At 55.8% G+C, this 26,533-nt stretch carries 23 protein-coding genes; 4 read left to right on the top strand and 19 right to left on the bottom strand.

The window, feature by feature from the left end:
- Positions 1-29 precede the first annotated feature (29 nt).
- On the top strand, positions 30-1,307 hold the full coding sequence (gene hflX / locus AB1S56_RS04280; RefSeq protein ID WP_340870623.1) for a GTPase HflX: 1,278 nt from the start codon (positions 30-32) through the stop codon (positions 1,305-1,307).
- 99 nt (positions 1,308-1,406) lie between these two features.
- Here hflX and AB1S56_RS04275 read toward each other — a convergent pair whose 3' ends face one another.
- The 8 genes from AB1S56_RS04275 to AB1S56_RS04240 all read right to left on the bottom strand — a co-directional run bounded on the left by AB1S56_RS04275 (position 1,407) and on the right by AB1S56_RS04240 (position 11,373).
- Positions 1,407-2,399 carry an ABC transporter permease gene (locus AB1S56_RS04275; RefSeq protein WP_340870599.1) on the bottom strand — a complete coding sequence of 331 codons (993 nt, stop codon included), beginning with the start codon at positions 2,397-2,399 and terminating at the stop codon, positions 1,407-1,409.
- Positions 2,396-3,886 carry a sugar ABC transporter ATP-binding protein gene (locus AB1S56_RS04270; protein WP_340870624.1) on the bottom strand — a complete coding sequence of 497 codons (1,491 nt, stop codon included), beginning with the start codon at positions 3,884-3,886 and terminating at the stop codon, positions 2,396-2,398. The genes AB1S56_RS04275 and AB1S56_RS04270 overlap by 4 nt, the downstream gene beginning before the upstream one ends.
- Positions 3,887-4,036: 150 nt before the next feature.
- Positions 4,037-5,152: a sugar ABC transporter substrate-binding protein gene (locus AB1S56_RS04265; protein ID WP_340870600.1), complete on the bottom strand. Its 1,116-nt coding sequence runs from the start codon at positions 5,150-5,152 to the stop codon at positions 4,037-4,039.
- A gap of 77 nt (positions 5,153-5,229) precedes the next feature.
- Positions 5,230-6,507 carry an ATP-binding protein gene (locus AB1S56_RS04260; protein ID WP_340870601.1) on the bottom strand — a complete coding sequence of 426 codons (1,278 nt, stop codon included), beginning with the start codon at positions 6,505-6,507 and terminating at the stop codon, positions 5,230-5,232.
- A gap of 689 nt (positions 6,508-7,196) precedes the next feature.
- Positions 7,197-7,565: a hypothetical protein gene (locus AB1S56_RS04255; protein WP_340870602.1), complete on the bottom strand. Its 369-nt coding sequence runs from the start codon at positions 7,563-7,565 to the stop codon at positions 7,197-7,199.
- A 207-nt stretch (positions 7,566-7,772) separates the two neighbouring features.
- Positions 7,773-9,344 (bottom strand): sensor domain-containing diguanylate cyclase, encoded by a 1,572-nt coding sequence (locus AB1S56_RS04250; protein WP_340870603.1) that lies wholly within the window; start codon positions 9,342-9,344, stop codon positions 7,773-7,775.
- A 209-nt stretch (positions 9,345-9,553) separates the two neighbouring features.
- Entirely contained in the window at positions 9,554-10,468 is a 915-nt protein-coding gene (locus AB1S56_RS04245; protein ID WP_340870604.1) for an aldo/keto reductase, read from the bottom strand.
- 80 nt (positions 10,469-10,548) lie between these two features.
- Complete coding sequence (locus AB1S56_RS04240; protein WP_340870605.1) at positions 10,549-11,373, bottom strand: AraC family transcriptional regulator; 825 nt, start codon at positions 11,371-11,373, stop codon at positions 10,549-10,551.
- A 126-nt stretch (positions 11,374-11,499) separates the two neighbouring features.
- On the opposite strand from AB1S56_RS04240, the gene AB1S56_RS04235 reads away from it, so the two are divergent.
- Complete coding sequence (locus AB1S56_RS04235) at positions 11,500-12,837, top strand: alpha-L-fucosidase (protein ID WP_340870606.1); 1,338 nt, start codon at positions 11,500-11,502, stop codon at positions 12,835-12,837.
- On the opposite strand, the gene AB1S56_RS04230 is transcribed toward AB1S56_RS04235, so the two are convergent.
- The 3 genes from AB1S56_RS04230 to AB1S56_RS04220 form a co-directional block, all read right to left on the bottom strand.
- Positions 12,830-13,519 carry an AIM24 family protein gene (locus tag AB1S56_RS04230; RefSeq protein ID WP_340870607.1) on the bottom strand — a complete coding sequence of 230 codons (690 nt, stop codon included), beginning with the start codon at positions 13,517-13,519 and terminating at the stop codon, positions 12,830-12,832. The genes AB1S56_RS04235 and AB1S56_RS04230 overlap by 8 nt on opposite strands.
- The gene (locus AB1S56_RS04225; RefSeq protein WP_340870608.1) at positions 13,516-14,010 is read right to left on the bottom strand and encodes a hypothetical protein; all 495 of its coding nucleotides are present in this window, start codon (positions 14,008-14,010) and stop codon (positions 13,516-13,518) included. Before AB1S56_RS04225 ends, AB1S56_RS04230 begins: the two co-directional genes overlap by 4 nt.
- A 123-nt stretch (positions 14,011-14,133) precedes the next feature.
- Positions 14,134-15,825 (bottom strand): FAD-dependent oxidoreductase, encoded by a 1,692-nt coding sequence (locus AB1S56_RS04220; RefSeq protein ID WP_340870609.1) that lies wholly within the window; start codon positions 15,823-15,825, stop codon positions 14,134-14,136.
- A gap of 269 nt (positions 15,826-16,094) precedes the next feature.
- Between AB1S56_RS04220 and udk the strand changes: the two genes are divergently transcribed.
- Entirely contained in the window at positions 16,095-16,733 is a 639-nt protein-coding gene (udk, locus tag AB1S56_RS04215) for a uridine kinase (RefSeq protein WP_340870610.1), read from the top strand.
- A 53-nt stretch (positions 16,734-16,786) separates the two neighbouring features.
- On the opposite strand, the gene AB1S56_RS04210 is transcribed toward udk, so the two are convergent.
- The 6 genes from AB1S56_RS04210 to AB1S56_RS04185 all read right to left on the bottom strand — a co-directional run bounded on the left by AB1S56_RS04210 (position 16,787) and on the right by AB1S56_RS04185 (position 23,320).
- Complete coding sequence (locus AB1S56_RS04210; RefSeq protein WP_340870611.1) at positions 16,787-17,284, bottom strand: DsrE/DsrF/DrsH-like family protein; 498 nt, start codon at positions 17,282-17,284, stop codon at positions 16,787-16,789.
- A gap of 143 nt (positions 17,285-17,427) precedes the next feature.
- Positions 17,428-17,691 carry a metal-sensitive transcriptional regulator gene (locus AB1S56_RS04205; protein WP_340870612.1) on the bottom strand — a complete coding sequence of 88 codons (264 nt, stop codon included), beginning with the start codon at positions 17,689-17,691 and terminating at the stop codon, positions 17,428-17,430.
- Between the two features lie 75 nt (positions 17,692-17,766).
- Positions 17,767-17,994: a sulfurtransferase TusA family protein gene (locus AB1S56_RS04200; protein WP_340870613.1), complete on the bottom strand. Its 228-nt coding sequence runs from the start codon at positions 17,992-17,994 to the stop codon at positions 17,767-17,769.
- Positions 17,995-18,018: 24 nt separating this feature from the next.
- Positions 18,019-19,158, bottom strand: a complete 1,140-nt coding sequence (locus AB1S56_RS04195; RefSeq protein ID WP_340870614.1) for an MBL fold metallo-hydrolase — start codon at positions 19,156-19,158, stop codon at positions 18,019-18,021.
- Positions 19,155-19,769: a sulfurtransferase TusA family protein gene (locus AB1S56_RS04190; RefSeq protein ID WP_340870615.1), complete on the bottom strand. Its 615-nt coding sequence runs from the start codon at positions 19,767-19,769 to the stop codon at positions 19,155-19,157. The genes AB1S56_RS04195 and AB1S56_RS04190 overlap by 4 nt, the downstream gene beginning before the upstream one ends.
- A gap of 608 nt (positions 19,770-20,377) precedes the next feature.
- On the bottom strand, positions 20,378-23,320 hold the full coding sequence (locus tag AB1S56_RS04185; RefSeq protein ID WP_340870616.1) for an S-layer homology domain-containing protein: 2,943 nt from the start codon (positions 23,318-23,320) through the stop codon (positions 20,378-20,380).
- Positions 23,321-23,572: 252 nt separating this feature from the next.
- On the opposite strand from AB1S56_RS04185, the gene AB1S56_RS04180 reads away from it, so the two are divergent.
- Complete coding sequence (locus AB1S56_RS04180; protein WP_340870617.1) at positions 23,573-24,160, top strand: response regulator transcription factor; 588 nt, start codon at positions 23,573-23,575, stop codon at positions 24,158-24,160.
- A 20-nt stretch (positions 24,161-24,180) separates the two neighbouring features.
- Here AB1S56_RS04180 and AB1S56_RS04175 read toward each other — a convergent pair whose 3' ends face one another.
- Together AB1S56_RS04175 and AB1S56_RS04170 are read right to left on the bottom strand one after the other, a co-directional pair.
- On the bottom strand, positions 24,181-25,650 hold the full coding sequence (locus AB1S56_RS04175) for a HAMP domain-containing sensor histidine kinase (protein WP_340870618.1): 1,470 nt from the start codon (positions 25,648-25,650) through the stop codon (positions 24,181-24,183).
- Positions 25,651-25,755: 105 nt separating this feature from the next.
- Entirely contained in the window at positions 25,756-26,379 is a 624-nt protein-coding gene (locus AB1S56_RS04170; protein ID WP_367903428.1) for a hypothetical protein, read from the bottom strand.
- Between the last annotated feature and the right edge of the window lie 154 nt (positions 26,380-26,533).

Below are 26,533 nucleotides of genomic sequence, written 5' to 3'. Positions count from 1 at the left end.
CAGGAGGCGATCCCTATATGCAAGAAATTATTGAACAACGCGTGCAGAAAGCCGTTATTGTCGGCGTGGAGCTGCAGAAGGACAAGGACTTCGCCTATTCCATGATGGAGCTGCGCAACCTCGCGGCGGCACGGTACATCGAGGTCGTTGGCGAGCTGAGCCAGAAGGCGGAGAAGGTGAATGCCACCCATTACATCGGCACGGGCAAAATCCAGGAGCTTCGCGCTTTGCTGGAAGGTCTCGAAACCGATCTCGCTATTTTCAACGATGAGCTGTCCCCTTCCCAAATCCGCAATCTGGAGGCGGAGCTCGAATGTGTGGTTATGGACCGCACCATGCTTATTCTGGATATATTCGCAGAGCGCGCCAAGACGCGCGAAGCGCAGCTGCAGGTGGAGGTGGCGCGCCTGCACTACTCCCTCCCTCGCCTCGTCGGGCTTCGCGCGTCGCTGGGCAGGCAAGGCGGCGGCGGTGGCGCCGGACTGCGGAACAGAGGCGCCGGCGAGACGAAGCTGGAGCTTGATCGCAGACGGATCGAGGAGCGGATTACCGCCCTGCAAGCGGAGCTGGAGAAGCTGGTCGCCACCAGACAGCAGCAGCGCCGGAAGCGGAAGAAAAACGAAATGCCCGTTGTCTGTTTAGTCGGCTACACGAATACCGGCAAATCCAGTCTCATGAACGCCATGCTGGAGACGTACGATCCGGACACAACAAAGCAGGTATTCGCGGAGAACATGCTGTTCGCGACGCTGGAAACCTCGGTTCGGAGCATCGACCTCCCCGATAACAAATCGTTCCTGCTGACGGACACGGTCGGCTTTGTGAGCCAGCTTCCCCATCATCTGATCAAGGCGTTCCGCTCCACGCTGGAGGAAGTGACCGAAGCGGACCTGCTGATCCATGTAGTGGACTATGCGCACGACGATTACGAGCAGCTTGTGGATGTAACGAACGAAACGCTGGCCGCCCTTGGCACAGAGAGCATCCCGATGGTATATGCCTACAACAAATGCGATCTGACCGATCATTCTTATCCAACCTCCACGGAGTCCAGCGTCTACATGTCGGTCAAGGAGCGCCAGGGCATCGCGGAGCTCGTCGATTTGATTCGCGGCCGGGTATTTGACGATTACGTCACACGCGACATCCTGATTCCGTACGATCAAGGCCGCCTCGTCTCGTATTTCAACGAGCACGCCAATGTGCTGTCGACCGAATACGAGGAAGGCGGCACCCGCATGAGGCTGGAGTGCAGCCTGGCCAATTACGAGCGGCATCGCGGCCATTTCACGGAGCTGGAGCAATAAGCGGAGCGCGCTGTCGCTCTGGCGAAGGGCTCCATTAATACAGCAAGGGCAGCCTGGCCGACGCATCGCGCGACGGGGCTGCCCTTGCTCTATTTCCTCTTATCTTCGAGTCTTGATGTAGGTGATCGCCAGCGCCAAGGCCAGTACGGAGCCCTTCACAATATCCATCGCATAATACGGGACAGACAGCATGATTAATCCGTTGGACAAAATGCTGATCAGCAAGGCGCCAACAAACGTGCCCAGCGCGTTCGGCTTGCCGACGCCAAGCACGGAATACCCGATGAACACCGCAGCTACCGCATCCATCAAATAAGGGGCGCCAGCGTTTACCTCGGCGGTCATGACGCGCGCTCCCAGAATGATGCCGCCGATCCCGGCGAACAAGGCGGAGATCAAATAAGCGGCAAGCCTGTACTTGCTGACGGCAATGCCGGACAGCTTGGCCGCTTCGGCGTTGCCGCCGATCATATACATGTAGCGCCCATGCTTCGTATAATTCAGGAACACGTGTACGACGGCCACAACGACCAGCATAATCACAATAATCCAAGGCGCTTTGCCCAGCGCGCCGAACGAGGCTGGAATAACGCCGGTTGCGAAGTCGCCGCTTGGCATAATCATATTTTGCGAGATGGTTGCGCCTCTTGTGTAGGTCAGAGCGATGCCCTGGAATACGAACATCGTCGCAAGCGTCATCAGCATGTCCTGAATTTTGAAGTTAATAACCAGGAAGGCGTTCACGAGACCAATAATCAAGCAGAATAGAACCGTAACCAGCAGTCCAATCCCAATACTCTGCCCATGCCAGACGAACAAGGAGATCACCAGCGCGTTCGCGATGGAAGCGGTGGAGCCTACCGAGAGATCGAAGCCCCCCACCGCCAGCGACACCGTCAATCCAATCGCGATAATGGTAACGATTGAGCTTAACCGTAATATTTGAATAATATTGTTGTAGTTCAAGAAGTTGTCTGTCATTGTTCCGAAGAACACAATCAACAGCAGAATCGTAATTAACGTGCCATACTTATAAAGAAATTGCACTGCGCCCCCGCTTATGCCCCGCCGCGTCGATCCGGCACCACTCATGACTTCACGCCTCCCGTGCTGTATAACATAATCTCTTCCTCGCTAGTTGCCGCCGTCTCCAGCTCTCGCTGGATGGAGCCGTCGTACATCACATAGATGCGGTCTGTAATGCCTAACATCTCCGACAGCTCGCTGGACGCGTACAGTATACATTTGCCCCGCGAAGCAAGCTCCGCAATCAGATTATAGATGTCGCGCTTCGCTCCAACGTCGACGCCTTTGGTCGGCTCGTCGAAGATGTATACATCCGCGTCGGCCAGCAGCCACTTGCCAATGGCAATCTTCTGCTGATTGCCGCCCGATAGATTCCGAACCATGGCGTCGGCATTCGGGGTCTTCACCCCGAGGTCGCGAATCACCCGCTCTGTAGCAAGCTTCTCTTGCTTCCGCTTGATCCAGGAGCCCCCTCCCGTGAACTTGCTGAGGCTTGCAGCCGTCATATTAAGCGTAACGGATTCCTCTACGAAGATGCCCTCGCGGCGTCTCTCCTCCGGTATAAGCGCCATGCCGGCGCGCGCCGCTGCGTGCGGATTGCTCGCGCTGATGCGCTTCCCATTCAGTACAAGCTCGCTGCTCGCCGTCTCCGAAGCGCCGAACAGCGCCCGGCACAGCTCCGTCTTGCCGGCGCCTACAAGCCCCGCCAAGCCCACGATCTCTCCCTTGCGAATATTCAGCGACACGTCGTTTACCTTGCCGTCGTCACGGACATGCTTCGCCTCGAAGCCAATGTCGCCGACTCGGCTTGCCCTTGCGGGGAACTGGCCCTCCAGCTTGGCGCCCAGCATATGTTCCACAACTGCCTGCTGCGGCATTGCCGCAAGCTCCTCGCGAATGACCAGCCTGCCGTCTCGCATGATCGTAATGTCGTCACAAATCTCGTAGAGCTCCGGCAGCCGATGAGAAATAAAGATAACGCCTACACCTTGGGACTTCAACAGCCGAACAAGCTCGAACAATGAGTCCGTCTCGGCTCGGCTTAGCGGTGCTGTCGGTTCGTCCAGCACCAGAAAGCGGCAGTCCATGGAAACCGATCTTGCGATCAGCACCATCTGCTTCTCGGCGAGTGTAAGCTCCTGCACGAGCTTCTTCGTTGGCACCTTCATCTTAAGCCGGTCCAGCACGTCCTGCGCGCCGCGATGAATGGATCTCCAGTTCACGAATTGCTTGCCCTTCATGCCATGAATCGTATGCTCCATCATAATGTTCTCCGAAGCAGTCAGATGAGGAATAAGAGCCGTATCCACTTCCTGATACACAATCTGTATGCCGTGAGCCTTCGCATCCTTCGGGCTGCGAATATGCACAGGCTGGCCATCTATAGTGATTTCACCCGTATAATGGTCATAAGCGCCCGAGAGCACTTTCATAAGCGTCGATTTGCCGGCTCCATTGGCTCCGATCAGCGCGTGCGCTCTCCCGCTCTCCGTATGGAAATCCACCTCGGTAAGCGCCTGAACGCCGGGAAAAGCGATCGAGATGCCTTTCATTGCAAGCCTGCTGCTATTGTGAGTCGCCAAGAGGCGCACCTTCCTCCCCAGACAAGGTCCAGCGCCCTCATCCGATAGACGAGGGCGCCAGCATGATTGAACCTATTATACCATCAAATCTATGAAATGTTGCTCTTGCAGGTACGCTAATTATTTACCGTTAGCTTCCTTCAAAGCCTTGATCCAATCCTCTTCGAAGGCGTCCGTCGTGCCCCAGCCCGGAATAATGTCCGCAAGCGTAGCAACGTTAACCGTCTCGCTGGCTTGGCCAAGCGCTTCCTGCGTAATTAATGCAGCGTCCAGATCGAACGTCGCTGGCGTCTCTTCGCCTGCCAGCTTCTTGGCAGCGATTCTTACGTTAACCGAGCCCACCATCTTGGCGTCGACTGCAGCCGTAGCCGCCCATGGGCTGTTCTCTTCCTGCATCATCTGAAGATCCTGGTTCGACACGTCGATGCCATAAATCTTCACTTCCGTACGGTTCGCTTCCACCAGAGCGCGCTGCGCGCCTTGCGCGAATGCGTCCCATGTCGCGAAGATCGCATCAAGCTCGCCCTTCGGATATTTGGCCAGCATCGCGGCTACCGCGTTTTGCGTTTCGACCGATGTGTTTTGGGATGCAACGCCGAAGCGGGCCAGCTCTTGAATGCCAGGATTTTTGGCCAGCACGTCCTGGTACACCGCATTGCGGCGAACCATCGGCGGGAAGCCGTCCACCCATAGATATACAATCTTCGCTTCGTTGCCGTGCTGCTTCACAAGCTCGTCCAACGCGAGCTGTGCAAGCGCCTCGTCCTTCTGGGACGTGAGCGTTACGCCTTCAATCTCGCCAATTGCAGGCGTGGAATCGAACGCCACGACCTCAATGCCTTTGTCACGCAGCTTCTGGACCGCTGCGACCGAAGCCTCCACGTCGGCATGCGAGAGCACAACCGCGTCCACATCCCCTTCGGCAGCCTGATCGATGGCGTCAAGGAACTTTACGGAGTCGCCATTAGCGGAGAACGTGTCCACTTTAAAGCCAAGCGCCTCGCCCTCTTGCTTCGCTCCCGCCAGGAATTGCGCTGTATGATCGTCTCCGCCGATCTTACGGATGACCTTAATGTTGATGTCGCCCTTCTCCTTCAACGCTGCCGGCAAATTTTCAATTTCTGCCGCTGCACTGCCTCCATTGCCTGTATTGCTTTTGTCCACACCGCAGCCGGTAGCCGCGATGACAATCGCGAGCATCAATACCAGCATTGCGCTAAGCTTCTTGCTCTTCATGATTTCTCTCCCCTTCTGACTGTGCTTATGTAAATTTACATTAATACAAGTAATCCTATCGGATTTAGATAATTCCGTCAATGTTTTTTTGAAGCATACTCACTCTTGGGCAAAATAATCGTAAACTTGGAGCCCTTCCCTGGCTCGCTGTCCACTTCAATTTTGCCGTCCATCTTCTTAATAATACTGAACGAAATCATCGTGCCAAGCCCTGTACCCTTCTCCTTCGTCGAATAGAACGGCGTACCCAGCCGCGCGATCCCTTCAGGCGTCATCCCGACGCCCGTATCCGATATGCTCAGCGTCGCTTTGTCCAGGCGAACCTCTGTCCGAAGCTCCAGAGAGCCCCCATCGGGCATCGCTTCTACTGCATTTTTGCCAATATTAATAAGCGCCTGTCTGAGCTTGGAGCGGTCTCCTCGCGTCTGCAGCGGAACGGAATCCTGCAACGCAATATACAATTTGATATTGTTCAGGTTCGTGTAATTCAGCAATATATTGGACAGGTAGCTGGCTTCCTCATTAAGGTCTATCGTCTCAACCGTCTCTGGCTCTGTGCGAGCGAGGGACAAATAATCCGAAATGATGTTCTCCGCACGTTCCAGCTCCGTGAAGCAAATATCCTTGTAGAATGCTCTCTTCTCCGGGCTGACCTCAGCCCCGCCCATCAAGTGAATGAAGCCTTTCACCGATGTTAACGGATTGCGAATCTCGTGAGCTACCGAAGCGGCCATCTCGCTGACCAGCCTCATCTTCTCGCTTCTGACGACCTCTTCCTGCATCTGGTAATGCCTGTGCACCAATTCAATCGCGTATACGAACGCTGCCGCCATTAAGCCTTGGATCGCGTACAGGATCAGCGTGTCCTCCAAGTGGGACCAAAATCGATCCTGCCTGCCGGTAAATTGAAGAAACAAAACGATCGTAATCCCTTTAACCAGCGTGCACACCACTACCGCAATGCCCAGCTTTTGGCGCAATCTCGCTCTCTCGAACCACCGTATAGCTACTAGAACAAAGAAGAAGCTGGGTATGAACGCAAGTATATACCAGCCCAAATCGCTTGAACCCAGCATTTCTCGCCCCAGCGTTACCGTGCCATACAGCGCGAGCGCAACCCAGCCTCCGCCATACAAGGCTCCGATTGTCAGCGGGATCGATCGCATATCATAATTAAGGCCATTCATCACCACCGGAAAACACATCGTCAGCAGAATGGACACGCCAAACAACGCACACAGCATCGTTTGAAAAGCAATCCTTTTCCCTCTGAAGAAGCGATACATGAAAGGGTACAGAATGAGCGGCAGCGATACGATGAGTACATTCAGCAGAAAATCTTTAACGATCTGCACCTTATTCCCTCCATGCCAGCAGAGCCGGTTTCCAAGCATAACATGAACAATATAGCATAAATGGCACGCGTATACGTGAAATAATATCGAATCATTAGAATTATTCGTGTATTTCTTGCTATGAAGAGCAAGCCAGCTGGAAGTTTGCGGTACGATATCCACATCCCGTGTGGTTACTGGGCAAACTTGCTGCTATTTCACCACCATAGCGATCTCTCGTGTGGCTATCGAATGCCGGGAACCCTCATTTGATGCAATAGCCACATCCCGTGTGGTTACTGGGCAAACTTGCTGCTATTTCACCACCATAGCGATCTCTCGTGTGGCTATCGCGTGCCGAGAACCCTCATTTGGCGTAATAGCCACATCCCGTGTGGTTACTGGGCAAACTTGCTGCTATTTCACCACCATAGCGATCTCTCGTGTGGCTATCGAATGCCGGGAACCCTCATTTGATGCAATAGCCACATCCCGTGTGGTTACTGGGCAAACTTGCTGCTATTTCACCACCATAGCGATCTCTCGTGTGGCTATCGCGTGCCGAGAACCCTCATTTGGCGTAATAGCCACATCCCGTGTGGTTACTGGGCAAACTAGCTGCTGTTTCACCACCATAGCGATCTCTCGTGTGGCTATCGCATGCCGGGAACGAAAAGAAGCGAGCCTCTAGGCCCGCTTCTCCCATCTTCTTAGCTCAAATACTTGCTTACCCGGTTCGACGGAATGATCTTAAGCGCCGTTCCGCCTTCGTAGCAGAATGCGTTCGGCGTATTACCAACCGCTCCTCCCGTCAGCTCTCTGAACCAAACTTCGTCCCAAGTTGCCAAAGCAAGGTCGATAAGCTCCGGAACCCGAACATCATCTAGATTCGTATCCGGCACTTTCTTCACTGTGCTGGCTCGGACAGTCGCCGCCAATCCGACTCGTTCCTCATGATCAGAGTGGACGACATGTATCGTGACGATGCCTTGCACGGAATCCACCGCCTCGACAAAACCGAATACCATCTCGCCTTCGACCGTTTTCGCATGAACCCAATCACTAACATTGAATCTCATCTCCATGCACCGCCCATCGTTCATATCGTTGAATGCGACTAACTGTAACTTTTCTGTGTACACATCAATTAAAATAAGAAAGTTACTTGTCATTCATTACTGTAATTATATAAGTTACAGTTAACGTTGTCAACAGACGATAACAGCGAAGGCAGGACATAGGTTAGGCACGCCTCCAACAAAAAAAAGCGCCCGCAGGCGCTTTTCCTATTTCCCTTTTGCAGGGACGGGGGTGGCAAAGGTCAATGTGTTTTTGCCGTTGCTCTTCGACTCATACAAGGCTTCATCGGCTAGCCTCAGCAGCAGCTCTGCGTCTCTTCCATGTTCAGGCCATAGAGCGCCTCCGATGCTGCAGCCGATGCTCGCGCCTCCCTCTGCCATATAGTACGGCTTGCGCAGATTAACGAGAAGCCGGTGGGCAATCTCCTTGGCCTCCAGCAGCGAGCCTCGCTCAGGCAGCGCGAGAATGACCACAAATTCGTCGCCGCCCATCCGGAATACCAGATCCTGTCCTCGAACCGCGGCTGTTAGCCGCTGCCCCACCTGGCGGAGCAGCTCATCCCCGGCGGCGTGTCCCAGCGTGTCATTAACGCCCTTGAAGCCGTCCAGATCAAGATAGAGGAAAGCCAGTCCTCCGTCCAATTCCTCCGCCCGATGAATCGAAGCTGCTATATTCGTATCCAACGCGGAGCGGTTGAGAAGCCCCGTCAGCTTGTCGCGGTGAGCTCGATCCTCCATCCGAACCAGCTGCGATTCCGTCTCCGTCAGCGCCACCACAAGGCCGCGAAGCGAGCTGGAGAGCACCTCAATATCCTTGATGCCTCTGGATATCGGAATCTCCGCCTTCTCGCCGAAGCGCAAGCGATCGGCAGCCGCAGAAATCCGGGACAACGGTCCCGCTACTCTGCCCGCAAGAAGCCAGCCAAGCCCGGCGAAGATGACGGTCAGCAAGACACCTGTCAGCGCGATATCGACCACAAGCTTATTCACAGCAGCGAACGCCACATCGACTGGCTGCCGCACCACAACTCTCCAGCCCAAGCCTGGATAATTCTGATATCCCTTGCCTACCGCAAAGCCGGTTAGGTAGGACTTGCCATCCGGCCACTTCTGAACCTCCCAATCGCCGATCTCGCTTCGCTCATGCAGGCCATCAAGAGGCAGCTCCTTGCCAATCCACGCCTCCGGTCCAAGCAGCACAACGTCATCATGCGCGCTAAGAACAAACGCCTCAATAGCGTGCGAGCCATCACCCTGCAGCGATCGGAATACAGAGTCCCGTATTTCCATCGACCAGCGCCAGCTGAGATGCGCGGCCAGCACCCCTGTAAATTCACCCGCATCATTAAATAAAGGCGCGCTCACGTCCACGAATTTGAGCGGCTCTCCAGTAGGATTGGGAAGCAGCTTGGCAAGCAGCACCGCGTCGTGCACATCCCCGATAAACGGCTTTTCGAGCGCTTCCAAATAGACCGGGCGAGCGGCTATGCTGGCTCCGACCAAAATTTCACCTGTAGACGCCATTACGTTGCCCGCCGCATCCGTCAGACCAACCCAGGAGAACGATGGAATATCATGGCTGAGCTCATCCAGAAGATGCTGCGCTTCATCCACCTGTTCATAATCCCGCAGCACATTAAGCGTGCTGAGCATCAATATTTCGTTGTAACGGGACCACATGTAATGATCCAGCTTGTCGGACATCTGGAAGGCAAGGCCCGACAGGTTGCCGCCGATCTCCTTCCTCAGCTCCTGGCTTGTCCGCTGGCTGATCAGCACGCACATAATCGTAATGACAATAATAATTAATCCGGCAAATGATAACGAAAAAAAGGTTCGTAATTTAATAGCCGCAAGCCCCCTAAAGCCGCACTTTGTCGACTGTTGTCGAAACTATACATTTGACCTGTATTATAGTCGATTTCGAGGGTCAATGGAAGCTGCGGCCATCTCATGCCGTGCCTGACTCAACCCCCTGCTACTGCACCTTACACATCCTGCGGATGCGGCTCCACCACAAGCTCCGCCGCCTTCGCGTTGGCTTCGACCTGAGCGGGATCCTTGCACCCCGGAATAACCGTCGTAACGGCTGGATGCTTCAAGCACCAGGCGAGCGCCCAGCTCGCCATATCCACGCCGTCCGGCACCTCCTCGCGGCCGATGCGCTCCACTTCCTCCAGCTTCCGCCGGGTCGCTTCAGCATCGTGCCGATGCCGTACATCATTGCCCGCGAATACCGCGCCGGGCTTGTATTTGCCGCTCAGGTAGCCGCTGGCGAGCGGCACTCGCGCAAGCACACCCAAATTCTGCTCCTCGCAGGAAGGGAATACCCGCTCCTCCGGCTGGCGCTCCAGCCGATTGTAGACCACCTGAATCGCGCGCGAGCCTACCTTCGTGGACGCCTGCGTCTGATGCAGATTGTCGTTGCTGCCGATGGATGTGCCAAGATACCTGATCTTCCCTGCTTCTATCTGCTTATCGAGCGTTGTCCAAAGCTCGTCGTTATCGAACGCGGCATCGGGACCCGAATGGAATTGATATAGATCAATATAATCCGTTTGCAGCGCCTTCAAGGAAGCATCGAGCTGAGCAAGAACAGCTGCGGCATCGAACGCGTCCGTGCGCGAGAACAAGTCGTGGAAGCGATGGCCGAATTTGGTGGCGACGACCCAATCCTCGCGATTTCTGCGGCTTAGATAATCGCCGATCAGCCTCTCGGACAGATGATCGCCATAACATTCCGCCGTATCGATCAGATTCATGCCAAGCTCATAGCCCTTATCGAGAATCGCGTCGGCTTCCGCCTGGGTATATTCCCTTCCCCACTCGCCGCCGAACTGCCAGGTGCCGATACCAACGACGGATACATCTAATCCTGTGCTGCCCAATCTTCTATATTTCATAGCCTGCTCACCTTCCTATCCGGTAATGTGCTGCCTGCCACTCATTATATACCTCTGGAGCCTGGATGGAAATGTCCCCATCACAGACTGAGACGGTATTCCGTCGGGCTGTACCCGACCTCACGCCTGAAGGTCTTGGAGAAGTAGTTGGCATCCTCGAAGCCCGTAGCCAAGGCGATTTCCTTAACGCTGGAGCCCGTTGTTTTGAGCAGCAGCTTGGCCCGCTCCATCTTCTTGCGGCTGACATATTTAAGCGGAGGCATCCCGAAGTGTCTCTTGAAATATTTGCTGAAATAGTTCGGGTGCAAATGCGCGAATTCCGCCATCTCCTCCAGCGTCAGCTCCTTGTGCAGGTGGCGGTCTATGTATTGCTGGATCAAGGTCAGACGCTCCATCTCGTGCGACTGGCCCTTCTGCACCTGCAGCGGCAGTCCCTCCAGCATATCTGACAGCAAGTGCAGCAGCAGAGACTGCTCCTTCAGCCTGGCGGCAAACGCTGGACTCCGGTGCGCTTCCACCAGCTCGCTGAACAACCTCTCCACCTCGGAACGGGACAACCCTTCATAGCAGTAGGGCACATCGAGCCACTGGAACACGTCCCCGCCGGCGGCGACCGCTCGGAAGTGGCACCAATACTTCAGGAATGGCCTGCCTTCAAGCGCTGAATACGATTGCATAACATGCGCCGGCATCAGGATCAGCTGACCTGGCTTGGGATAGAGCTCCAGCTCGCCAATCTTAATCCAGCCCTCTCCATCCATAATAAAATAAAGCTTGTTATACGCCGGACAATAGTCGATATCGCGCCAATCGTGCCAGCACTGCGTCAGCTGCGCCTCGTCAATCTGCACCTGCATGTTCATCAGCATATCCTGCAGGGCTGTATGGGTATCGTTTCGGATCATGGCGTCGGAACAGCTCCCGAAAAAGTTAATTTTGTACCCGCGCTGGTTACGCGATTATCTGTTTATTCTACCATAATCCTGCTAGACTGAAGCTGAAATTTTGGAAATGAAGGGGAGGCTAGCGGTATGAAAACCGGGCAAGAGCTGATTCGCGAGAGAACAGAGCGCACGGAGTGGTTCCAGGACGCAAGATTCGGAATGTTTATTCATTGGGGGCTGTACGCCATACCCGCCAGAGGAGAATGGGTGCGAAGCACCGAGCGGATGAGCGTGGAGGATTATGAGCCGTATTTCCACGCATTTGATCCCGTAGAGTACGACCCTAAAGCTTGGGCGAAGGCTGCCAAGGAGGCAGGTATGAAATACGCCGTGCTGACGGCGAAGCATCACGACGGCTTCTGCTTGTTCGACAGCGGGCTGACGGAGTACAAATCCACTCGAACCCCAGCGGGACGGGATCTCGTCGCGGAATTTCTGGACGCCTTCCGGGCGGAGGGCTTGAAGGTGGGGCTCTATTATTCGCTGCTGGATTGGCATCATGAGGACTACCCTGCTTACGGCGATCGCGTGCACCCCATGAGGGACAATGAAGCGTACAAGCGGAATCCGGAGTCGTTCGGCGGCTACGTGTCCTACATGCACGGCCAGATCCGGGAGCTGCTAACGAACTACGGCAAATTGGATATTGTGTGGTTCGACTTCTCCTACGACGATATGAATGGAGAGAAATGGAAGGCAGCGGAGCTGATGGAGATGATGCGCTCCCTTCAGCCTCATATCATCATGGACAATCGTCTGGAGGGCAGCGGCTCGCATTCCGGGAGCATTTATACAGACAACCCGACAACCTATGCAGGGGACTTCGCCTCACCGGAGCAGATTATTCCACCGACCGGCGTGACCGGCGACAGCGGCAATCCCATTCCATGGGAGGCTTGCATTACGTTGAACAACAACTGGGGGTACGCAGCCGCAGACCGGAACTACAAGAGCGCAACAACGATCATTCGGAAGCTGACAGAGTGCGTCAGCAAGAACGGCAATCTGCTGCTGAACGTCGGACCGGACGCCAAGGGCCGCATCCCGAAGGAGTCGCTGGATATTCTCGCGGAGGTCGGCGAATGGATGCGGGATAACGGCGACAGCATCTACGGCTGCAAGGCGGCTCCGCTGCCCAAGCCGGAGTGGGGCCGCTACACCTGGAACGGCGCCACGCTGTACGCGCATGTTCACGAGCCAAGCGTCGGCCCCATTCCGCTTGTTGGTCTGAATGGCCGCATCAAGTCGGCCAGACTGCTGGCTGACGGGTCTGAGCTTATGACAAGCCGGCCGTGGAACGCGACGGAATACACCTCCGATGCCTTCGTCAACTTCGCAAGCCCGGAGCATAATTCCTACCCGCTGCCAGATCCACGAGCTACCGTCATTCAGCTGGAGCTGACGCAGGACAAGGAACTTACTTAATATAGACGCTGCCGAACGGAAGCACCTCGCGCAGCAGCCGCTTGAGCCAGCCGTCGTTGGTTAGCTTGTCCTCCAGACCGGTGTCCCGCGACCCGGTCTGAAGGAGCACCGGCCCCCGGCCCTTCAGCTCCCACTGGACGTTCATATGCTGGCTCGCGATCGTGTTGCCGTAGACGGACAACCGAATTTCAGCCTGCTCGGGATAAGCGATCAGCGCGTTTTTGTCGACGAACAGCGGCTGCTCCGGGTGCAGCTGGATCGTCGCCAGATCGCCGGCGCTCAGCACGCCCAACATGCCCGGTCCCGTGAATTGAATACGAACAAGCTCCCTCGTAATCCACGCTGTTTTCCACTTCACAATTTTCGCTTTGTAGGTCATGCCATCCGTGAACATCGCAACATGACGGAAGTCGAACAGCAGCTGGCTGTCCTCCGGAATATCAATCGCCTCCAGCGTATAACCAGCGGGCAGCCCCATCAGAAACCGCGAGGGGCCCTGCAGCCTGGAGCGAATCCACCGCTTCTTGCGCAGCACGCCGCCAAGGTCCATGAACCGGTCCTCCCGGCTTCGCGGAGCACCCTGGAAGGCCGTAATGGCTTTGGGATGCAGCACATGAAGAACATCCTCGCCTTCCAGCTCTACCTGCACGTATCCCGCAGGGGGCGGCGTCGTCAGCTTCATAGCTCTATCGCTCCGCTATTGTCTCTTCCCTGCCTCCGCCACACCATGTAACGCCAGACGCGCACAGACAACGCATATAGCACAATCGCGGCGAGCAACCCTCCCGCAACAGCGCCTGCTTTGGCATACAGCGCCTTGCGCTGCTCCTCGGCCTGCTCCATCTGAGCCAGCAGCGCTTCCTTCTCCGCTGCCAGCTCCTCGTTCTGCTGCCGGTAGCTGTCGTTGCTCTGCTGCAGCAGCTCCTGCCGCGCCAGCAGCGCGTCGGCCTGCCTGCGCGCCTCCTCCAGCTGCTCCTGCTGCTCCTGCAGCTGGCTCGCCATCTGCGCTGTCGTCTCTTCATACTGCGAGCGCAAATCCTCCAGCCGCTCCGGCGCTTCATAAATATCCTTAATCCGATCGAGCATACCCGCATCCGCAGTCAATGGGGCAAGCGGGAACACATATACTAATAAGAGAGCAATCGCAAACCGTCTGGCAGCTTTCCATGTCATGGCAGGAATCACCTCTTCCGGCTGCTATAGGACAAGCCTATTCGCAAGAGTTATTCCTCTTATTCTATCATATTTGTCGGTTGTTGTCGGCAATTTGAAGCCTGCAAGCTAGAGCAATCGCCCTTATCCGACAGGAATGACCGCTTCCATCAGCAGACGCTCCAGCTCCTCGGCGTATGCCTCGCGCTGCTCTCCGTCCCAGTTCAGCTCCTTCGACATCGCGAACATGACCGGTCTGCTCCATTTTCGAACATAGTCGATCTGGAACAGCAGGTCGCCCGTACGCCGCACGAAGAAGTCGGATGGCCGCACAGCCATCTCCTCCCTTATCGCATAGATGAGTCCCAGCGCCAGCCCCGTTGGCATGCAGAAGCGATGCGCCCATCGGTCGGCCTCCCTGCGGTATACATAGACATGATCGATATTGGAGCCGTAGCGCCGGGCGAGCTTGGCAGCGGCTTGCTCGCTGAGTCCATGCGCCATCCCTTCCGCTGTTTTCGCGGCGGCGTACGCCTCAAATCGATCCGAGCCTCCCGTCTCTCCCCCCGAAATCGGAAGCAGCTTCGTGACGCAGGGCTGGAATGAGCGCACGTCCCCCTCCTCCTGCAGAAGCTTAATCACGCGATCCACGACGGCCTGCGCCATTCTGCGATAACCTGTCAGCTTCCCGCCCGCAATAGAAATAAGGCCCGACGGCGAGACGAATATTTCGTCGCGCCGCGATACTTCGGATGGAGCCTTCCCCTCCTGCTGAAGGAGTGGACGCACCCCCGCCCAGCTCGACTCCACATCCTCTTCTCTCAGAGCCAGCTCGGGGAATATGAAGTTAGCGGCAGACAGCAGGTAGGCCCGGTCGCTGGCCGTCATGACGGGATGCACGGGGTCCTCCCTGTAGTCCGTATCCGTCGTGCCGAAATATGTCTTGCCCTCCCGAGGGATCGCGAACGCCATTCGGCCATCAGGAGTGTCGAAATAACACGCCTGCCGGAGCGGAAACCGCGCCCCGTCGAATACGAGGTGAACGCCCTTCGTCAAGCGAAGGGTCTTGCCTGCCTTGGAGCCATCCAGCTCCCGCAGCTCATCGACCCATGGCCCCGAAGCGTTAATCACCTTCGCCGCCTCAATCCGGTATGTCTGATCCGTCACCCGATCTCTAACGAGCACGCCGATCAGCCGTCCCGTCTCATCCTTCAGCAGCTGCTCCGCCTTGGCATAGTTCACGGCACTGCCGCCGCATTCCACCGCCTTCTTCAGCACCTCGATCGTCAGCCTGGCATCATCCGTGCGATATTCGACATAATAGCCTCCGCCCTTCAGTCCCGCGCGCTTCAAGAGAGGCTCCTTGTCAATAACCTCAGCCTGATTCAGCATAGCTCTGCGCTCAGCCTTCTTCACGCCAGCCAGCCAATCGTACAGCCTGAGCCCCCAAGAGGTGGACAGCTTGCCGAACGATCCGCCCTTGTACAGCGGGAGCAGCATCCACTCCGGCGAGGTCACATGCGGTCCGTTCTCGTAGACAATCGCTCGCTCCTTGCCCGCCTCTGCCACAACGCCGAGCTCCAGCCCCTTCAAATATCGGAGCCCGCCATGCACAAGCTTGGTCGATCGGCTGGAGGTGCCGGAAGCAAAGTCCTGCATCTCTACCAGCCCGGCTCTCAGACCGCGGGTCGCAGCATCCAGCAATATGCCCGCCCCCGTAATGCCTCCCCCAATAATAAGCGTGTCCAGCTTGCGCTGCGACATGGCTTGAAGCAGGCCCTCCCGATGATGCGCGCTGAACGGGGGCTTGACCTTTCCTTCTGTCATTGCCGTCATTCAACCCCTCTCTATGCGCAATAAAACCACGAAGGCCCCGTTCATCCGGCATACGGATCAACAAGGCGGGGCATCGTGGTTTTTCTCTAGGTCTCTAACCCTTATGAAATTAGCTGTAACGACTATATCATGATTGGGGGTTGAATGCTATAGCCCCTTTGACCGACGGGCTCGTGGTGAAATTAGGCGCCGGCTATGCTACAATACGAGGGTTGCAATTGCTGTTTGTACATGTACCACGCACTATCGCTCAGGAGGCTACTTCGCGCATGCTTATTATAGGAATCGCCGGCGGTACCGGCTCAGGCAAAACAACAGTGGCCCGCTCCGTCATCGACAGACTCGGCTCGGACAAGGTCACGTTCATCTCCCAAGACAACTATTACAAGGAGCAGTCCCAGCTCAGCATGAGCGAACGCGAGGTCGTCAACTACGACCATCCGCTGGCGTTCGACAACGAGCTGCTGATCCAGGATTTGCTTCGGCTGAAGCAAGGCGAGACCGCTTATGCGCCTGTCTATGACTTCACCCTGCACGCGCGGTTCACTGACCAGCAGGTGGAGCTGAAGCCAAACCGGATTATCATTCTGGAGGGGCTGCATGTCCTGTCGGACGAGCGCGTGCGCGAGCTGCTCGATATTAAGGTGTTTGTCGACACCGATCCCGATGTCCGAATTCTGCGAAGAGTGCTTCGCGACATTGAGGAGCGCGGCCGGACGATCCAGTCGATCCACGATCAATATATGACGACGGTCAAGCCGATGCATGAAGCGTTTATCGAGCCCTCCAAAAAATATGCCGACCTGATCATTCCCGAAGGCGGACATAACCAGGTCGGCATCCAGCTGCTGTCTGTGCTGACCGAAAAATATTTGAACGGAGACCGCGAGTGGGGCTCCGGGCTATAAAGGGCAAGGAGCGGACCGAAGCGGCCCGCTCCTTCCAAACCTATACTTGATGGTCAAATAAACAAATTCACCTTCGCCTCTGTGGCATCGCCCAAATAAGCGGCTACTCCAGCAAGCTCCATCCCATCCAGCAGCTCCTCCTGCTTCAGCCCCAACAGGTCCATCGTCATCGTGCACGCCACCAGCTTGACCCCCTGCTCCTGCGCCAGCTCGATCAGCTGCGGCAGAGTCAGCGCATTGTGCTTCTTCATCACGTGCTTGATCATCGAGGGACCCATCCCCGCCATATGCATCTTGGACAGCCCAAGCCTCCTCGCGCCCCGCGGCATCATCCAGCCAAACATGCGCTCCAGAAAGCCTTTGTCCGTTCGCACAGCCTCGTCCTTGCGCATCGTGTTAAGTCCCCAGAATGTGAAGAAGATCGTGACGTCATGATCGTATGCCGCAGCTCCATTCGCAATAATAAATGCGGCAATCGCCTTATCCAAATCCCCGCTGAACAGAACGATTGTTGTCTTCTCGCGTTCCTCTGACGCCATTGCTGTTGTCATGGCAGCTTCACCCTTTCTTATCCAGTCCTATCTATGGCAATCTCCAATACCCCCATGGGTATAAAAATAGTCAAGCTTCCCCGGCCCCCAAACCCATTCTGACCATCATGATCTGGGGGCGCCGCTATGGGAGCCTCAGCCCTCTATCGGCTTTTGACGAGCAGCTCCACGGCTTCCTGCACGAGCTTGCTCGTATCCCCGCCGCGTTCCTTCTCTTCCATAATGCACTGCTCGAGATGATGTGCGACAATATAGGCCATAGCCTTGTCGGCCGCGCTTCTTACGGCAGATAATTGGGCTACAACATCCTTGCATGATTTGCCTTCTTCCATCATGCGCATCACGCCGCGGACCTGGCCTTCCATCCGCTTCAAGCGACGAATGACGCTATCATCATACAGCTCCATGACAAGCCCTCCTGTCTTGATACCCCTAGAGGTAATATAGCCTGTACGTCGCGGATTGGCAACCGCTGGCCGCCGTTACCGCTTCTGCACGTAGAAGGAGAATACGCCGCCTTCCTCCTCATGCTTCACCAGCTCATGCTTCGTGCCCTTCACCCACGCCCGAAAATCCTGCAGCGAGCCCTTGTCCGTAGACAAGACCAGCATCAGATCGCCTGGGCTCAGCCCATCCAGAGCCTTCTTCGCTTTGACAATCGGCATTGGGCATGCCATTCCTTTGGTATCCACAATAACAGTTGGATTCATCCTCATATCCCCTTTTCTATCGTATTAGTGATCATGCACCGCACAGCGATTCGGCCCGATCTCCATGTCGCTGCGCTCCTCCTCGCTTGGGTTCAGCTTGCCCAGATTGGTCAGCCGAATCTGTTGGAAGGCATTAGGCTGCTCAGGAAGGTTCGTTGTGACGATCCGGCAAAATTGGCTTTCCGGCAAATCGAGCCCTGGATTGCCTTGGAATAGGTCCCCTAAGCTTGCAGCTACTCTGCCGTGTTCATCAAGCTCCCCTGGATGGCCAAAGTGGGCGGGCAGCACCAGCAGCTCCTTGGGCAGCTCGCTGTATGAGCCATACAACGTCCGGCGCAGCTCCTCCGCCCATTGCTCCGCGTGTCCGGCAAGATCCGGCCGGCCGATCGAGGAGACGAACAAGATGTCCCCGGATAACAAATAATGATCGTCCACAATTAACGATGTGCTCCCGATTGTATGACCGGGCGAATAGAAGGCAGCTACCGGGACACCGTCTGAGCCCAGGCGGAGCACGCTTGCATCCGTCAAGCTTTCGTAGGAGAACTCTGCTTCCTCAGCATCCCTTGGCGGCAAATAATACCGAGCTCCTGTCCGTTCCGCAAGAGAGCGTCCACCGGATATATGATCCGCATGCAGGTGCGTATCCAGCACATACCGAATCGCCGCGCCGCGTTCAGCGGCGATTCGCTCGTAGACGTCCGTCAACCGCTGGGCATCCACCACCAGCGCTTCGCCTCCGGCGATCGCCATATACGACAAGCATCCCTTGCCCAGCCGATTAAACTGATACAGCTCTCCGCCGCCGGAAAGCCCGCCGATGCTAACCGGCTCCAGATGCTCGCTCCACGCCCTCATTCCGCCCTCCAAATAACGGACAGCGCTTAAGCCTTCCTCCACCAGCTGCTCTGCGACGAATACCGAGGAGCCCTCCTTGGCGCAGACAACAACAACCTCGCGGTCAACAGGCAGTTGCTTGACAGCCTCCTCCACGCCGTCCAGCAGCTCAAAGTACGGGATATTGACGCTCTGAATGGAAGCTCCTTCGATTCTCCAAGCGTTGTAGTCCGGCTCATTCCGGACATCCAATATGACAAGCTCTCGCCGATCCAGCACGAAGCGCGCCAGCTCGCTCGGCTTTATTCCTCCAGCTATAGTGCTCATGCCTTCAAGCCTCCTTGTCCTTCTGTCAGCGCATCCGTATCGCCATCCCACTCCGACATGCCCGGCACGACATTGTGAACCCGCTTGAAGCCCTTGTCCACGAGCAGCCTGCATGCCATTTCACTTCGCGTTCCGGTACGACACAGGAGCATTAGCTCCCGCTCGCGGTCAAGCTCACCTAACCGATCCTCCAGCTGTCCCAGCGGTATGCTGATTGCGCCTCTGACATGGCCGAACGCAAATTCCGCTTCCTCGCGCACATCAATGATCACCATCTCAGGATCAGCGAGTCGTCTGGCCTGCAGCTCCGCATTGGACACTACGGGTATTGGAGAACCTCCGGGATGAGCGGCTTCTGCAGTCGATTGCTTCCGAATATAGTGACGATACACCTCGTCCACTGTCAATGTACCCAGGTATTGATGGCCCGCACGGCTCGACCATGCTTTCAGATCGGCAAGCGACCCTTTGTCGGTCGCCAAGACTTCAAGGACTTGGCCGCCGTCCATATCGGCTATGGCCTTTCGCGTTCGCACAATGGGCATAGGGCATGCTAAGCCCTTACAGTCCAGGCGAACATCGGCATGAATGTGCACATGCTGCTGATCCATTGTATAACCTCCTCATCAAAATAATACCCATAGAGGTATTATTTTGACCAAAAAATATCGGGGCTCGCATCTCCTTATACCCCTATGGGTATTATAGTAATCCATGCTGCTCTCGTTGTCAACGGGATAACTTGCCTGGCATCTACACAAAATAAATAACCAAGCGTAGACGCCTGACGGCGTCCTTGACCAACTTTTTCGCGCATGCCATCGTCTCGACAACGCCAACCGTACCATTGAGGCTTCTAACGCACAAAAAATGCATTTACACCCTTCTAATGGGTCGCCCCGATATGTAACGGACATTTTCGAATGTTAGAACGAAAATTGAGGTAAAGTCGGTGCATTTAGGAGGGCTAAGCGTCAAGTTTGCCCGTTACAGGCTGGAAAGCGCTAAATCCGAGCTCTAAGCACATTTTTTGTCCGTTAGCGTTGTGGCGTAAAGGTGAAACGGTTGTCGCCGTCCTGTGGCGGAGCAGCATACGTCTCGCGTTGAAGTATTAGCCCGGTTTAGAAAAAACAAGAAATTCGCTGAACAGCGCAGCAAGCCTGCGGCATCAACCACCGCAGGCTTGTTGGCTTGCTCTACACTCTGTTTCAATCCATCATCAATCCATTAATCGATTAGTCCGCTCCGCTCCAGCAAACGAAAGCAGCATAACCGCCGCTTCAGCGCGGCTAACAGCTTCTCCCGGCAGCAGCTTGCCATTGTAGCCCTGCACCACGCCCGCCGCAATGGCAGTCGCAGCCGCCTGCTCCGCCCAAGCCGCCAGCTGGGATCGGTCGGCGAACGGCAACAGCGCGCTAGAGCTGTCATCAGCATCCACATGCAGACCCGTTAATGCCAGTGCACGGCCCAGAATGACCATTGCCTGCTGGCGTGTCATCGTTGCCTCCGGATGGAAGACTCCATCCTCGTAGCCTTCCATCAATCCATAAGCCTGCACCTGCGCTGCCGCTCCGGCAAACCAGCTGTCCGCGGGCACATCCCCAAATAATGCTTCCGCAGCGGATGGTTTTATACCAAGCGCCCGTACCAGCATTGCCGCGAATTCGGCTCGGGTAACCTCGTCCTCCGGAGCGAAGCTCCCCTCGCCCACTCCCTCTATTACGAATCGGGAGGCCAGTTCTTCGGCCGCTCCTCTTGCCCAATGCTCCCCCATATCCGTGAAGCTTGCGGCCTTGGACACAACCGCATACACGCTATTCGTGAGGCTGCTCGCGACAGCGTACAAGCCTTCTTCACGTCTCTCGATACGGGTCGGAACCGCATAATAACGGCCGTCCTCCAGCAGCACGATAACAGTAGGCGTGCCAGGAATGGTTGTGCCCGTTGTAATGGGAAGCTCCCGCTTCACGAAGGAGCCGAAGTTCTCCACGGTATAGGACTCTCCGTGGACGGTCAGGATGACCTCGAAGGCAACGGGACCCGTCAGCGTGGTCCAGCCCTCCCTGAGCGCAGCGGCGCTCAACGCGTCGACAGCTTGAGCCTTGCCTGTGGCAATAACAATCTGCAGCTTCGCCTCTGCCAGGCTGATCTCACGGCCAAGTTCAGCGGATAGCCGCTCTACTGCAAGCTCGGAGGCTGGCAAACGATAGCTCCCCTGCGGCGTTCGCAGCTCCATTCCAGCTCCCTTGTCCGCAAGCAGCTGCAGCAAAGAGCCGTTCAACGACAGCGTCGTCTCGTCCGCAGCCGTCGACAAGGGAATCGTAAGGACATCCCCTTGCCGAAGCCCTTCGGCAAGCGTGCCCCAATTCGTTGCGGCAGGCTCCACGCTTAGAACCGATCCCCCATCCCCTTGCGACTTGGTGCTGCGGAACATGCCGGGATAGCTTTTGCCCCCGATTTGGACGACCTCGTTCGCCGTTGGCGCCGGCAAAGCGCCAACTGGACCCGTAATCGGCGGTTCCTCCTCCAATACGGTTCGCACCTCCACCGGGATTGCGTTCGCCGCTTCCGAGCGAACACCGTTATCCGCAGCTCGCACAGCGCCATCGCGCAGATCAATGGATACCTCGCTGCCCACCTCCACGACTTCGGACAAGCTCGCGATTAACGTTGAACCCGTCTCATCCGCTGGATCGTAGGCGATGTCATGAATAGCAGCCGTCCCATTCCAAGCAATAGGCGCATACAGACCCGCAGTGGAATCCAGAGGTCTGTCGAACGTGATAGACACCTGGTCCCCCGCCTCGTTCGTATACGCCTCCGTCACGACGGGCCCCCCTTCGCCGCAGCGAGGCTGAACGCCGAAGCAGAGAGCCAGCCCGTTCGACAGCTTCTCCTCCTTCAAGGAATAGAGAACGGCTGGATACCCCGCGTATTCGCTTGCGCCTTGAATCCCCACGGTCGCTTCCGCGCCGTGACTCCGCCATCCTCCAACCAGCTCAACTGAAGGATATTGGAATCGGATATCCCCGCTTTTCTCATACAGCACAGCCTGGAAGGTCACGTATTCATCCACGCTGAGGAAATACATATCGTTCCACTGCACAATCCACTGCCGATCGCCCGCTTCTCCCGCCACCTTCATGTAGATGCTGGAGGCTGGGCCGTTATCGCCTTCACCCGCTTCCAGGTCGGCCGCATACACATGGAGCGACGGCGGAGCGCTGAGGTCCGGATACGCGTTAAAGGTCGTCTCGGTATACTCTTCTCTGAACGAAATGGTGCCGTTGGCGCCAATATACGCCTCCGTATACGTTTCTCCGAAATAGTGGAACTCGAATGGAAGCGGAGTCAGCACGTTAGCGTCATCATCATCCCAAAAAACCTCCATATCCAGCGCTTCGCCGCCGTCCTCAGCATTCAACTCCACAAAAGCGGATTTGTTGTTGTATGTATAGCGAGGCACCTCTCCCGCATGTACGTCGAAATACGTCATGACGGCATTCCGGCTCTCGCCTTCCTCAACCTCCGTCCTCACCGGCAGCCGATTCAGGCCGGTCACCGGTCTGATCTTCGTAGATCCCACCGTCTCTCCGTCCATGCGAGCCTCCAGCAGGAACGGTCCCGTTTTCTCTGTCTCAACGGCAAATGCAAGCACGCCGCTGGCTTCGTTATACACAACGCCCGGCTCCTCCATGACGTCGATTACGGATTCATCCGCTGTAATGAGCCTTAGTCCAATGGCGCCGAGCTCATGGGGAGCGACAGCAAGCTCGCCTTTTACAATGGAGACCATACGCCACTCGTAGTCCCGCGTCTGCACGACGGCGTCGTCGATTCGCCTCACCGTTTCAACCCGGAATGTGACGGGATAAGGGTTCTCCATATCGTAATAGGGCATCCACACGCTGGGATCCACCTCGATTCGGAACGGCTCATCCGCATCGCCGGCGCTCTCATCCATATGCAAGCGCTCCTCCTCCCGATAGGAGGCTACGCGCAAATAATGCCCCTCTCCGTATTCATTGTCCATGACGTCGAACGAATAGGGATGATCCTCTGCGGGAGCCACCTCAATCTCCGCACGCATCGTCGCCGGCAGCAGCAGCTGCAGCACCAGGGCGACAACGAGCAGCCTGCTTATTTTTTGCATCGTTAACATGTTATTCGATACCTCCTTCGTTCTTCTAGCGCAACAGAAGAATACCAAGTCGGGGCGCGTCCCACAATTAACAAAAGTTAATGGCATTGATCATTTACAGTATGAAACGTTTTTTTCTAGTTCGTGTTCAAACCTCCATAGCCTGATGACCACAGCCTCTTCTAGGTGAAAAAAATTCACCCTACCTGACGGCAGGATGAATTTGCTATACTATGCCTAGCTTGCATGTTGTGTTGGAATGGAGGGGTACAGATGAATCGCATTCGCGTCATGCTGGTTGAGGATGATCCCTTCTGGCAGCAGCACTTGAGCACCGATCTGGCCGATGAGCCGGATATTGAGGTCGTTGCCGTAGCCGGCACGAAGGAAGAGGCCGTTCTGGCCGCCGCAAGCCATCCCATTGACGTCATCCTGATGGACATTAATTTAACCGCCAACAATCTCGACGGGCTGGAGGCGCTGAAGGAGCTTGTTCCCAGGCTGTTCGACGATGGCGTGAAGGTCATTATGCTGACGTCGCTGACGGAGCGGGAAATCATTATGAAGTCGTTCCAGCTGGGAGCGCTCAACTATATAACCAAGCAGAGCTGCAAGGACATCGTCAGAGCGATTCGGGAAGCCTATGAGGACCGCTCGACGATTCATGCGGACGCCGCCCGCATCATGCGCAACGAAATTCAGCTGATGGAGCTGACGCCGATGGAACGAGAGGTGTTCGAGCTGCGCAAGGAAGGGCTTAGCAAGTCGCAAATTTCCGAGAAACTGCACAAATCGACGAACACCATCAAGTCGCAGCTCAAAAGCATCAAAAACAAGCTAACCTCCTTCAAGGGAGATTAGCTTGGATTGGCAGCCCTGCTTCAGGCCTCCGAGATATCGACCTGAAGCAAGGACGCCGCCGGGTGCACGCTTACGCCCCGATGGGCAGCATAACGCTTGGCGGGCAGCATAAGCCAGATTGTGGTGCCTTTGCCGAGCTCCGACTCCTCGATACGAAGATCGCCTCCATGCTTCCTCATAACGGACAGGCAATACGACAAGCCCAGGCCATGATTGGCCGTATTTTTTTTTGTCGTATAGAAGGGCTCGAATATTCTCGCCAAGTGCTCCTTCGGAATGCCGCTGCCGCTGTCCTTCACTTCCAGGATGTAATGCTTCTTGAGCCGGAACGATCGGATACGAAGGGCACCGCCCGTCTCCGCCATGGCATCCACCGCATTATGAATGAGATTGGACAAGGTTTCCGCCAGATGCATGGCATCGCACAGCAGCTCGCCGCCCTCCTCCATATTCAGCTCCACCCGAACGGAGCGCTGCTCCATAATCGGCGCCATAGACCTCAGAACGCCGGCCAGCAGCGTGTCCACAGACACAGCCTCCTCCTTCAGCACCATATCGTCCGCTTTGTCCTTGATACGCCCCACCATGCTCAGCAGATGCGCCGTCACGGCATGGACCTGCTCGATCGTCTGCTGGGACCTCTCCAGCTGTCCCGCTGCAATATAATCCTGTGTTTTTTCCGTCAAATAATTAATCTTCTGAATTTCATTCTTAATGGAATGATTAAGAATGGACACCCCCATCGTAAGCGCCCGCATGGAGGAATCCAGCCTTTCCCTCTCCAGCCGGAGCTTAACCCCGAGGAAGCCATATTTGGCTGTGGAATAAATAATGGCCGATACAAGCGCCATTATGACGATGACATTCAGCTGCCAGGTGCCGTTGCTCTCCAGCTCGAAGCTCCATTCCCTAAGCGTAAGCTCACGGAAGCCGATAAAATCGCTGACAAACGCCCATAACGTGCCGATCGTGAACAAGACAGCCACTCTCCGCTTGCTGCGCTTCTCATAGCTGTCGGCTTCCCGCATGACGGACACCGCATACATCACGGCTCCGAACAGGAAGCAGATGCCGCTCCACCAGCGAAAATCGCTGACAGTGAAGCTGTTCCAGGCCCCCTGCTGGAGGTGGAGGAAGAACAACCCCGCAGACGGCAGCGCCATCGCCGCTGTAGCCAGCAGTCTGGCCTTCCTCGAACGAAGGGCACCCAGCCACAGCCCGCCCATGGCCGCTGCGAACGGAAACGCATAGAAATAGATGGTCATGGCAGCAACCGTAATGTCATACAGCCAGCCGCTCCAGAACGGAGACAGTATATCCATCGAAAGAATACGCGGCATTATCGTCAAATGAATCCAAAACACAAAGCTCGCCATGCCCCCTGTCAGGAGGGTCATCGCGATCCAGAAGTTCCTTCGGACGCCGTAGACCAGGAAGACGATCCCCATCGTCCATAAGGACAAACACATAACCACATATAAGACTCCCACAACGCTCCTCCTAAGCTTGGTTCAATGGCTTTATTTTATCAGAGAATGTGAGGGGCGAATATTGACTGGAGTCACATTTCGAGCTGATCTTGGGCCTCGATCCTGTTAGCCGGAACGACCACCTTCAATATCGAACAAGTAGTCCGTTTGGTTGTCACAGGTGCTGAAACTGAAAGGATCTCTGTTGTCCCGAATTCCGCACGCATACAGCCATATCCCCTGAACCGGCTGATTGACGTTCACCTCAATCGCATAAGCGCCGTCCTCGTCAACTCCAAAGGTGTGCCCGTTCACAATGCCATAATGCACTTGGGCTCCATAACCCATAAGCTCAAGCCCCACCAGATTGTATTCACCTTCGTCAGGCTTCAACCGAGTCAGACCGAGACTTTCTACTCTCTCGAAAAAATATGAAGCCGCGATAGATCGCGAATGCTGCACCCAACTCTCCGTTGTATAGCGCTTCACTAGTACGGTCTGATCTACAGCCTCATAAAATGCCTCAACGTGAACGTAACGTCCTTCCTGATCCCGATCAACCAGGTGAAGCTTCTGAGTGCGCAGTTGGCCGTCATTGGCTACAACCGCTTCGTATTGATCCACCTTGGCTTGCTGGCTTAGCAACGTCTGCGCTGCAATCATTCTCCATAATCCCTCATGGCCTAATTCATCGGCTGATATTTCCTTCAGCTCAGCACGCTTCCCATCCAGGTTCAATGCAGCTGTCAATGACCCCCACTTAACTAACGTTTGAAGTGGGAGCTTGTAACGACCCGATCGTACGAACGTCTTGCGACTCCGATCTTTTGGCGTTCCGAAGAACGTGGTGTTACATCCTCGAGTAAGCCTTCGCCTACCGATGGGCAGATTGACAGCTGCCCTG

Source organism: Paenibacillus sp. PL2-23, from assembly GCF_040834005.1.
In the GTDB taxonomy this organism is placed as follows: domain Bacteria; phylum Bacillota; class Bacilli; order Paenibacillales; family Paenibacillaceae; genus Pristimantibacillus.
This window is presented reverse-complemented; position numbering and strand designations above follow the sequence as displayed.

Bases quoted from the DNA above. Each gene is read 5' to 3' on its own strand.
- AB1S56_RS04275 (WP_340870599.1), bottom strand. From the start codon at position 2,399: ATGAGTGGTGCCGGATCGACGCGGCGGGGCATAAGCGGGGGCGCAGTG.
- AB1S56_RS04270 (WP_340870624.1), bottom strand. From the start codon at position 3,886: ATGAAAGGCATCTCGATCGCTTTTCCCGGCGTTCAGGCGCTTACCGAG.
- AB1S56_RS04265 (WP_340870600.1), bottom strand. From the start codon at position 5,152: ATGAAGAGCAAGAAGCTTAGCGCAATGCTGGTATTGATGCTCGCGATT.
- AB1S56_RS04255 (WP_340870602.1), bottom strand. From the start codon at position 7,565: ATGAGATTCAATGTTAGTGATTGGGTTCATGCGAAAACGGTCGAAGGC.
- AB1S56_RS04245 (WP_340870604.1), bottom strand. From the start codon at position 10,468: ATGAAATATAGAAGATTGGGCAGCACAGGATTAGATGTATCCGTCGTT.
- AB1S56_RS04240 (WP_340870605.1), bottom strand. From the start codon at position 11,373: ATGATCCGAAACGATACCCATACAGCCCTGCAGGATATGCTGATGAAC.
- AB1S56_RS04235 (WP_340870606.1), top strand. From the start codon at position 11,500: ATGAAAACCGGGCAAGAGCTGATTCGCGAGAGAACAGAGCGCACGGAG.
- AB1S56_RS04230 (WP_340870607.1), bottom strand. From the start codon at position 13,519: ATGAAGCTGACGACGCCGCCCCCTGCGGGATACGTGCAGGTAGAGCTG.
- AB1S56_RS04225 (WP_340870608.1), bottom strand. From the start codon at position 14,010: ATGACATGGAAAGCTGCCAGACGGTTTGCGATTGCTCTCTTATTAGTA.
- AB1S56_RS04220 (WP_340870609.1), bottom strand. From the start codon at position 15,825: ATGACGGCAATGACAGAAGGAAAGGTCAAGCCCCCGTTCAGCGCGCAT.
- udk (WP_340870610.1), top strand. From the start codon at position 16,095: ATGCTTATTATAGGAATCGCCGGCGGTACCGGCTCAGGCAAAACAACA.
- AB1S56_RS04210 (WP_340870611.1), bottom strand. From the start codon at position 17,284: ATGACAACAGCAATGGCGTCAGAGGAACGCGAGAAGACAACAATCGTT.
- AB1S56_RS04205 (WP_340870612.1), bottom strand. From the start codon at position 17,691: ATGGAGCTGTATGATGATAGCGTCATTCGTCGCTTGAAGCGGATGGAA.
- AB1S56_RS04200 (WP_340870613.1), bottom strand. From the start codon at position 17,994: ATGAATCCAACTGTTATTGTGGATACCAAAGGAATGGCATGCCCAATG.
- AB1S56_RS04195 (WP_340870614.1), bottom strand. From the start codon at position 19,158: ATGAGCACTATAGCTGGAGGAATAAAGCCGAGCGAGCTGGCGCGCTTC.
- AB1S56_RS04190 (WP_340870615.1), bottom strand. From the start codon at position 19,769: ATGGATCAGCAGCATGTGCACATTCATGCCGATGTTCGCCTGGACTGT.
- AB1S56_RS04185 (WP_340870616.1), bottom strand. From the start codon at position 23,320: ATGTTAACGATGCAAAAAATAAGCAGGCTGCTCGTTGTCGCCCTGGTG.
- AB1S56_RS04180 (WP_340870617.1), top strand. From the start codon at position 23,573: ATGAATCGCATTCGCGTCATGCTGGTTGAGGATGATCCCTTCTGGCAG.